This is a genomic window from Acidovorax sp. A1169, from assembly GCF_030704685.1.
Taxonomy (GTDB): domain Bacteria; phylum Pseudomonadota; class Gammaproteobacteria; order Burkholderiales; family Burkholderiaceae_C; genus Acidovorax.
The window spans coordinates 1-9,551 of the sequence record NZ_JAUZDX010000047.1 but is presented as its reverse complement, the minus strand read 5'-3'; the positions used below and the strand labels follow the sequence as shown (position 1 = coordinate 9,551).

The window sequence follows — 9,551 nt, the reverse complement described above, 5'->3', positions numbered from 1 at the left end:
ACGAGGCCTGCATAGGGTGCGGGCCGAGTGGAAGCTCGTGTGCATGGCGCTGAACCTGCGGCGAATGGCGGTGATGACCGTGTAAAAGGCCCGCAGCTGCGGTCACAAACGTCCCACCGGGCTCTGATCCAGGTCGTGCCAGGGCTTGATGCGCATCCACCACACCCGCAAACCGCCACAAGCCCGGCCGACCTCAACCCGCGCCGTTCAGCGGACCGCAAAAGGCGGGCGCCCAACTTCTGCCGCGCAGACTCCTAGCCCGTCACCAGCTCACCTACTCTCCGGCGGGCTACAGCAGCTGGCCTCCGAATCAGCCGGGTCCCAGTGCGGACCTGATCGCACCCGCAGCGGCGAAGGTTCATCTTGTTCCGCCCTCAACATAGATGGCCGTCATCGCCAAGGAGATCGATTGCGGGACGTCACTGACTCGCCGACCGTCCAAATTCAAGAGTGCATTACCAGATCAAGAGGGATGTGGATTTCGTGAGCGTCGGGCCCTCCAGGCGCACGATTTTGCATGGCGACCGCAAGCTGTATGGACTGGAGCGCGTCCTCAAGTCGAGTTTCATCGAGCGTCATGAAATATGGCCAGAAGCCGCGAGGAAAGTTGACCACAGCCCCTGCAGCCCCGTCATTCTGTTCAAGACGAAGGGCCCCCGCATTCCAACGCAGTGTTAGACCCTGAGCACTGGCCCAGTCCATGAGGTGATCCCCAACAATTTTTTGCCCATCCATCGGTTCTCCTCAAAGGAAATTTGCGATTCAAGATTCAAGTATTCCATAAAGTACGCCGCTCACATACACGTAAGTCGTGTATGTCATTCTTCACACCCAGACGCGCCCGTGCGCGCTTCCTGCGCCGTTTGAACAAAGGCGGACCGGCGTTGCGGAACTTACACCGGCGAGTTCCACGGCAAACATCGAGCATTTTTCTGGCGAGCCAGATGGGCGTGCCGACCTCTTGAATAGGGTCGGCGAGCAGCAGACGCCCTTGAAATACCCACTGATGGGCAGTCATGCATTGCATGGAAGTGACATGACCTGCGCGTGACGTGCCCTAGAATAGTTCGCGCAATCATTCGCCAACCGCCCCGCCCAGCGTTGCACTGTGGCGCGCAATAAATTATGTTTCGACCCTCACGGCCTCATCGGTAGACTACGTGGCGTTATGCATAGAAGGACCCGCTCAAAGGATGTACCTGAGCGGCGGTGCAAATAGAAGACAGGGCAGACTCAGCGCATCAATGGTTTGGCGATCGAGCATATCCAACACCTTCGAGCTTCCAATCAAGTGGCGCACTTCCGTTAGCGTCAGTATGGTCGGTAAATTGAGCAGAGACGCTTTGCAGCGCCTGCAGAGGGCGCGCCTGCACCTGAAGGTAAAGGGCCTCAATATCAGCGACCGCTGACGACAACTGGGACAGCTCCATGACCTCCCCCCCCAGCCTCTAGCGCCCCTGCCTACACGCCATGTCTAGCACTGCGGCGCAGCTTGAACCATGATGTGCCCGATCCCGGGGGATCTACCGGCCCCTATGGACGTGTACTTTTCATTGGACCCTGGCATCATTTTGTTTGATGCGATAGGTAAACTTTCGTGGCCTGTCTATTGGGAAGCTTCGCCCATTCACCCTCCTCACCATTGTCACGGTCCAGCCGAAAGGTGTGCACCATCTGCGTCAGGCGGCTGGCCTGTTCCTTGAGGCTGTCGGCGGCAGCAGCACCTTCCTCCACCAGCGCGGCGTTCTGCTGCGTCATCTCTTCGAGCGCGCCCACCGAGTGGCTGACCTCGCCGATGCGCTGGCTCTGCTCCTGCGTGGCGGCGGTGATCTCGCCCATGATGTCGGACACGCGGCGCACGGACATCACCAGTTCCTCGATGGTCTTGCCCGCGTGGTTCACCAGGGCGCTGCCTTCCTGCACATGCTCGACGCTGGCGCCGATCAGCGTCTTGATTTCCTTGGCGGCCTGGGCTGCGCGACCAGCCAGGCTGCGCACCTCGCTGGCCACCACGGCAAAACCGCGACCCTGTTCGCCGGCACGCGCGGCCTCCACCGCAGCATTGAGGGCCAGGATGTTGGTCTGGAAGGCGATGCCGTCGATGACACTGGTGATGTCGGCGATCTTGCGCGAGCTGCTGCTGATGGTATCCATGGTGCGCACCACCTGCGAGACCACTTCGCCGCCGCGCGTGGCGGCGTCCGACGCCGAGGAGGCGAGCTGGTTGGCCTGGCGCGCGGAGTCGGCGCTTTGCGAGACGGTGCCCGTCAGATCTGCCAGGGCATTCGCGGCGCCCTGCAGGTTGTGCGAAGTCTGCTCGGTGCGGTGGCTCAGGTCGAGGTTGCCCGAGGCGACCTCGGAGCTGGCCACGAGGATGGATTCCGCCGTGCCGCCGATGTCACCCACCAGGCTGCGCAAGCGGTCCTGCATGGCGGCGATGGCTTCAAGCAGGCGGCCGGTCTCGTCGTGGATGCGCACTTCCACCTGCGATGTCAGGTCGCCATGCGCAATGCGCTCAGCCACCACCACCGCACGGCCAATGGGGACTGTAATACTGGTTGTAATACGCCATGCGATGAGAGTTCCTAGCCCCACGGCCACCACAACCAGAATGCCACCCGTCCAGCGCGCCCGGCTCTGCGTGACCTCGGCCGATGCGGTGGCCTGGCTGTTCAAGGTGTTCTGCAGTTCGATCAGCTCGGCCAGCTTGCCGCGCCAGGCGGTTTCCAGCGGCGCGACCTTGGTCATGAGGTTCAGCGTGGCGCTCACGGTGTCGCCATCGTCGGCGGCCTTCATCGCGCCATCCAGCTCGGGGCGGCTCTTGCGGCTGAATTCCTGCACCTCGGCCAGCAGCTTGCGCTCCGCATCGGTGGTGCCGTCGGCCTTGAACAGGTCCGACAGGCTGGTCTCCTGGCGCGCGTAGCCTTGCACGGATTTTTCAGCGTTCTTGATCTGGGCGGTGGCTTGCTTGGGATCGATCTCGTTGAGCATGGCGGCAGAGCGGCTCTGGATGCCGATGGCGCTCACGCTGTCCAGCATTTCGTTGACCAGCCGGGTCTTGGTGGCACCGGTGCCGGTGACCTGCTGCAAATGCTCGTGCAGTTTTCCCACCGAGAGCTGGCCCACGGCGGCCACCGCCATCAGCAGGACCAGCAGGCAACCGAAGCCCAGGCCCAGGCGGCTGGAGATCGACAGGGATTTGATAGGCGAGGGGGTCTTCATTTGATACTTTCGTTCTTGGGCAAAAAACCTACTCGCCTAAGTGCTGCTGCCGGTAGACACTGCGCCTATCGCATCATTGTGCCTTAGCCATTTCACCGTGTTGGAGTGCGATAACTGCTGCTGTACTTTTAGAGAAGGCTCTTCAATGCTATCGACCCGTAGCACATACACATTCGTCGTATGTTTTTTCGGACAAGTCGTATAGCCGGCACAAGTTCATCCGAGCGGTTCAAGGTCAAGAGGCCGAGATATCTTCCAGGCTGGACGCGGTGAGCTCGGTGCGCCCGCTCAGGTCGTGGTTGCCGGTGGCAATCTCTTCGGCGGCCACGCGCACCGAGTTGCTGGCGTCGCGTATCTGCGCCAGCACGCCCGAGAGCTTGCCCGCAAAGCTGTTGAAGCTGGCGGCGATCTGCGCCAGCTCGTCCTCGCCCTGCGCGTCGATGCGGCGCGACAGGTCGCCGTCGCCCGCGCCGATCTCGTGCATGGCGTCGCGCACCAGGGTCAGCTGGCGCAAGCGCCGCGACAGGATGCCCGCCAGCACCACCAGGGCCACCAGCAGCACCACGATGCCCGTGCCGATGGAGGTGCCCAGCATGGTGCGGATCGGCGCCATGGCCTCGCTCTCATCCTGCGCCACCACCAGCATCCAGGGCGTGCCAGCCACAGGCGCCACACTCAACAGGCGGCTGCGTCCGCCAATCTCCGAACGCAGCACGCCCTTGTCCTTGGCGACCTGCAGCAACTTCTCGGCGCTCAGATCCTTGGAAAGGTCCGTCACTGGCTTGAGCGTGAGCGCCACGTCGGGGTGGGCGATGATCTTGCCATCCGACGCAGCCAGGAAGCCGAAGCTCTGCGGCGTGGGCCGGATCGAGGCGACATTGGCCACCACCGACTCCATGTAAACATCGCCTGCGGCCACGCCCTTCAGCGCCGCGCCGCTGCCCACGGGAGCGGCGAAGGTCACCACCAGCTTCTGGTCCGACGCGGAGATATACGGTGGCGTGACCACCGGCGCGCCAGCCTTGGCGGCCTGTTGGTACCAGGGCCGCGCTGTGGGGTCGTAGTCGGGGGGCAGGCTGCGCGCTTCGGAGAACACGTATTTTTTGTCCGCATAGCCGAAGTACGCGGTACTGAACTGGCCTGCATCGCGCAGCATGGCCAGGGATTTGGCGGGCTTGGCCTCGGTGAAGGACTGCACCGACGCGACGATGATGCCGCTTTTGGCGCGCGCCCACTCGGCGATCGTCTCAGCGTGGCTGTGGGCTTTGGCTGGGCTCTCCTTGATCAGCGAACCCTGGACCTGCGCCCGCGCGGAAGTTAAGCGGGGTAAGCACCAGCATCGCCGCTACCAAGCAGGCAACCGACACCAGCAAGATCTGGCCGTTGAAAATCTCTTTAAAGACATGGTAATTCCTAATTCACCGCCCAAAACCGGCGCACTTATGTTGTGCACGGCAAGAGGCCGGTCCAGCTCGAATTTTATGCTAGTTCCTGGTTTTTCATAGCGACGCACATGTTAGCTCGCCAAAACCAATAGCGCAGCTACAACTAATTGAGCGCGGCTCATAATTTCATCTTGTCGGTGGCACCTATGCTTCATATCTTAAACACTAAATATGCAAAACCACTTATGCACTCATACAAAATGTGCATGATCTATGGTCAAGATACAACGTGTGATGTGGAGAAGTTAACTAAGATTACGACGCTGAGGTTTGTAGTTCGACGAGGTTGTCCACTGGCTCTCGTTTGTAGTATTAGTAGAATTGTGGTGCTCCCTATGGGATATTGCATGGCTTCAGTGGTCTGCGCTGGAGCGGATGCCGACAGGTTGAATAATCATTATTCTCGTTAGTACAAACGTTCTATTAATTCACGATATATTATGCGATCGTTTAGCAGGATACATGAGAGTTGCTGATGAAATTTCCTTCTCAGCGCCAGAAAATGCCACGTCCACAACCCCCTTTTATAAAACCGCATATCCCTGCTACTTTTACGTTCTCAGCACAAGCACACGACGACATTGATGGGCCTTGGTAGAGTTCTAAAATGGGGATTAAACCCGCCCAAATTCGACTCGAAGCAAGTGTAAAAACCACTTCCACAATTCCCAACGATTTTGCCCGCTTCACTAATTCAGAGGTACGGCGGTTAAAACACTACCATGCTAAAAAATATCGCAAAATTATCATTTTTCTGCAGCGCTGCAGTATTCTTCTCAGCAGCTGCTCACAGTGAAATTCTGAATAATATTCGCGAACGAGGAGTGGTGCGTCTGGCACATAGAGAAAATTCTGCTCCTTTCTCCTATGTTGATAATTCAGGAAATGTTCTTGGATTTACCGTAGAGCTATGCAAACGAATAATAAGCTCGCTTGAAACATCGAAGAAGGAACCGTTAAGAATACAATGGGTGAAAGTCTCTCTAAGTGACCGCGGGGAGGCACTTAAAAATGGTCGTGCAGACATGGAGTGCGGCAGTACGACCAACAATGCTGAACGCCGCCGTGAGTATTTATTTTCGGCCCCAATATACATTGCCGGGATAAAGATTTTGAGCCAAAAAGGCGATTCAACCGATGACTTGAATCAGCTATTCCGCAAACGCGTGGCCGTGGCAAAAGGCACGACAGCCTTCAAACTAGTCGATATGAGCAACAGGGAGCGCCTTTCACATATTGCAGTGAATGAAACGCTGGAGCACGAGGAAGCTTGGAGTCTGCTTCGAGGCGGCAAGGTTGACGCGTGGCTTGCGGACGACGTCATTCTTGCTACGCATAGAGCAAGCGTCTCCAATCCCCAAGACTTTTACGTTTCGAAGAAATTCTTGTCAGTTGAACCATATGGAATCGTTTTGAGGCTGGAAGACTCTGATTTGCTCAAGTCAGTCAACAAGGAAATCTTCCGTCTGATGCGATCAGGCGAATTTCGGGCTATTTACGATACATGGTTCCAAAAACCCATTCCGGGCAAAAACTTCAACTTAAAACTTCCAATGAACGAAATTCTGAAGGCCCAGGTTTCTTCACCGTCCGAAAGTCTACCGCCTACTTACTAATCATGGCTGCTCGGAAATATGCAATGACTTTTAGTTTCGCTGAATCGTGCTCGTATTGCCTCTACTTCGGCTTGGATCTCGGACTCTTCGGTAAGTACTAAGTAATACAGCGCAAGACGTAATAAGTGAAGAATAGACTTCCGATCTCTGGAACTAAGGTGCTGAATCACTCCGTTCGAAAGAGTAGCAGTCGCATCTAACTGTCATTCACTCGCTCGACAGCCAGCAACAACTGCCTTCTCCGTTGCGCCACAGTCCTACACGCCGTTGCGTTGGGGACCCATTAATCTGTACCGTTCCCACAACCAATGTGACGAAGGTACACAATGCCCAAAGATCCTACGCGTGCTGCCAAGGGCGCTGCCGCGCCTGTTCCATCAACTGCTGCAGCACCTGCCAGAAATACGGACAGCGCGCCTTCAGCTCTCGGGCCAGCTGCTGACGTTCTCTCTGCGAAGGCGGGAGAAACCAACGACCTCGCCGCCGCCAAGCCGTACAACGCGGACAAGGCGGGAGAGCACGGCTTTACCAACGGTGTGAATCCTGTGCCGGGCGCTACTGCTGAGGCGGCTTCGCGGCTGCCATCAGGTAGCACGGTGTCGGAAGCAAACAGCAGTGCCAAGACTGGGACGGTCGCCCCTGAAGGCGTGAACGCTACCATCGCGCCGCTTGACCGCGTGCGCGTGGATTCCGCGGGCCAGATGCTCACCACCAACCAGGGTGTGCCCATCGCCGACAACCAGAACTCGCTCAAATACGGCGAGCGCGGCCCGGTGCTGCTCGAAGACTTCATCCTGCGCGAGAAGATCACGCACTTCGACCATGAGCGCATCCCCGAGCGCATCGTGCACGCCCGCGGGTCTGGTGCGCACGGTTTCTTCGAATGCTACGAACCCCTGACGGACCTCACGCGCGCCGCGCCGTTCAAGGAGGCCGGCAAGATCACCCCCGTGTTTGTGCGCTTTTCTACCGTGCAGGGTGAGCGAGGCTCCAAGGACACGGCGCGCGACGTGCGCGGCTTTGCTGTCAAGTTCTACACTGACGAAGGCAACTGGGACCTGGTGGGCAACAACATGCCGGTGTTCTTCATCCAGGACGCGATGAAGTTCCCGGACCTGGTGCATGCTGTCAAGCCTGAGCCACACCATGCGATGCCACAGGCCGCGAGCGCGCACGACACCTTTTGGGACTTCGTTTCGCTGATGCCCGAGTCCACGCACATGCTGATGTGGGCCATGTCGGACCGCGGTATTCCGCGCAGCTACGCCACTATGCAGGGCTTTGGCGTTCACAGCTTTCGCTTCGTGAATGCCGCGGGCGAGTCGGTCTTCGTCAAGTTCCACTGGAACCCCAAGGCAGGCACCCATTCGCTGGTGTGGGACGAAGCGGTCAAGATCTCCGGCGCCGATCCAGACTTCCACCGCCGTGATCTGTGGGAGCGTATCGAGGCGGGCGCTTATCCCGAATACGAGCTCGGCGTGCAGGTATTCACGGAAGAGCAAGCGGACAAGTTCAGCTTCGACATCCTGGACGCGACCAAGATCATTCCGGAAGAGCTGATCCCCGTACGCCCCATCGGCCGCATGGTGCTCAACCGCAACCCCGACAACTTTTTTGCCGAGACCGAGCAGGTGGCCTTCTGCACCGCGCACGTGGTGCCGGGCATCGATTTCTCCAACGACCCTTTGCTCGCGGGACGCATCCACTCCTACGTGGACACGCAAATCTCGCGTCTGGGCGGCCCTAACTTTCACGAGCTGCCCATCAACTCACCCATCGCCCCGGTGCATAACAACCAGCGTGACGGCATGCACCGCCAGGCCATCCATCGCGGCAAGGTCGCGTATGAGCCTAACTCGCTGGGCGGCGGCTGTCCGTTCCAAGCCGGTGCAGCTCAAGGCTTTGTCTCCGTGCCCGCCAGGATTCAGGCCAAGGAGTCCCAAGGCAAGGTACGCGCGAAACCTGAAAAGTTCGCGGACCACTATACCCAGGCAACTCTGTTCTTCAACAGCCAGACTCCTGTGGAGCAAGCCCACATTGCGGCCGCGTTCCGCTTTGAATTGAGCAAAGTGACGGTGCCAGCGATCCGTGAGCGCATGGTTGCCTCCCTGCGCAATGTGTCCGATGACCTCGCGCAGCAGGTGGCAACGGGTATTGGCATGGCAGCATTGCCTGAAGCAATGCCCCGGGCGCTGGCCAAAGCACCAAAGCCTGAGGTGTCCAAATCGCCGGCCTTGTCCCTTCTCGCTCGACCAGGTGACGGAAGCATCAAGGGACGCAAAGTTGCCATTCTTGTTGCTGATGGCATTGTTGGCAAAAGCGCGGTCGCGCTGCACGAAGCCCTTTTCGCCCAAGGCGCCGTACCGCGCTTCGTTGCGCCACGCATTGGCCCGGTCAAGACCAGCGACGGTGTGGCGATTAATGCCGACGCTTCACTGGAGAATGAGCCCGGGTTCCTCTTCGATGCACTGGCTTTGCCGGATGGTGAAGCAGGTGTGCAGGCATTGGCGGGGGATGGTCACACTGCGGAATTCATCAAGGATCAGCATCGCCACTGCAAGACCATCTTGGTAATGCCGGCCTCGGCAGCTCTGATGCTCAAGGCGCAGATTCCAGCGGCTCTCCCGTCTGGTGATCCCGATCCTGGAATGTTCCTTGGAGCATCCGCCAACGACTTCAACTCGTTCATCCAGGGGATAGCGCGGCATCGGCACCCAGAGCGAGAAACCGACCCTCCCAGGGTATAAGAAAAATGGGCCGTACGGCCCATTTTTTTGAGAATTATGGCAACCCTAGGGCCCGCAATCTGCAGCGGCGCCCTTGAATTCAGTTCTGCTTCAATCATGACCAAAGTCGACTTCGTCCGTCCTAAAGGACGCCTCCATCCCTTCTCTCCGCTGGATCTTTCTACCGACTGGAATCGCGGGGCAATCGTCAGGGCCAAAACGGTTCGCAGTGCCGCGTTTTCCGGATTACATCCTCACGAACACTTTGGATATGAGATCGAGCGCTGCACTGGCCTGATTGAACTTATAGGAGCGAAGGTGGGTAGCACATCTACACACCTATTCATCGGGTTCTCAAAAGCTACACAGCTGCCAGATCCCACTTTTGAATATGGCTCTGGTGAAGCTATCGGGACGTTGACGCTACCGCCCGATCAATTTTCGTCAATGCTTTTCATCGCGCATAGTGCAAGCGTGTATTTTCGGATGGGGGGCGATGGCACATGGAATGCCATCGCAACCGACGCGTCGTTACTAAGATG

At 58.2% G+C, this 9,551-nt stretch carries 6 protein-coding genes; 3 read left to right on the top strand and 3 right to left on the bottom strand.

Annotated features, from left to right (window positions below):
- Positions 1 to 444 precede the first annotated feature (444 nt).
- The 3 genes from QYL93_RS31555 to QYL93_RS31545 all read right to left on the bottom strand — a co-directional run bounded on the left by QYL93_RS31555 (position 445) and on the right by QYL93_RS31545 (position 4,420).
- On the bottom strand, positions 445 to 735 hold the full coding sequence (locus QYL93_RS31555) for a hypothetical protein (protein ID WP_305747384.1): 291 nt from the start codon (positions 733 to 735) through the stop codon (positions 445 to 447).
- Positions 736 to 1,566: 831 nt separating this feature from the next.
- On the bottom strand, positions 1,567 to 3,222 hold the full coding sequence (locus QYL93_RS31550) for a methyl-accepting chemotaxis protein (protein WP_305747383.1): 1,656 nt from the start codon (positions 3,220 to 3,222) through the stop codon (positions 1,567 to 1,569).
- A 235-nt stretch (positions 3,223 to 3,457) separates the two neighbouring features.
- Positions 3,458 to 4,420: a methyl-accepting chemotaxis protein gene (locus QYL93_RS31545; RefSeq protein WP_305747382.1), complete on the bottom strand. Its 963-nt coding sequence runs from the start codon at positions 4,418 to 4,420 to the stop codon at positions 3,458 to 3,460.
- A gap of 969 nt (positions 4,421 to 5,389) precedes the next feature.
- Here QYL93_RS31545 and QYL93_RS31540 point away from each other — a divergent pair.
- The 3 genes from QYL93_RS31540 to QYL93_RS31530 form a co-directional block, all read left to right on the top strand.
- Complete coding sequence (locus QYL93_RS31540) at positions 5,390 to 6,283, top strand: amino acid ABC transporter substrate-binding protein (RefSeq protein WP_305747381.1); 894 nt, start codon at positions 5,390 to 5,392, stop codon at positions 6,281 to 6,283.
- A gap of 326 nt (positions 6,284 to 6,609) precedes the next feature.
- Positions 6,610 to 9,030, top strand: coding sequence for a catalase (locus tag QYL93_RS31535; protein WP_305747380.1), 2,421 nt, complete (start codon positions 6,610 to 6,612; stop codon positions 9,028 to 9,030).
- A gap of 96 nt (positions 9,031 to 9,126) precedes the next feature.
- Positions 9,127 to 9,551: hypothetical protein (locus tag QYL93_RS31530; RefSeq protein ID WP_305747379.1), on the top strand; the 425-nt coding region annotated here is incomplete at its 3' end.

Excerpts from the sequence above, each read along its gene's own strand:
- QYL93_RS31540 (WP_305747381.1), top strand. The coding sequence starts at position 5,390 with ATGCTAAAAAATATCGCAAAATTATCATTTTTCTGCAGCGCTGCAGTA.
- QYL93_RS31550 (WP_305747383.1), bottom strand. The coding sequence starts at position 3,222 with ATGAAGACCCCCTCGCCTATCAAATCCCTGTCGATCTCCAGCCGCCTG.
- QYL93_RS31555 (WP_305747384.1), bottom strand. The coding sequence starts at position 735 with ATGGATGGGCAAAAAATTGTTGGGGATCACCTCATGGACTGGGCCAGT.
- QYL93_RS31535 (WP_305747380.1), top strand. The coding sequence starts at position 6,610 with ATGCCCAAAGATCCTACGCGTGCTGCCAAGGGCGCTGCCGCGCCTGTT.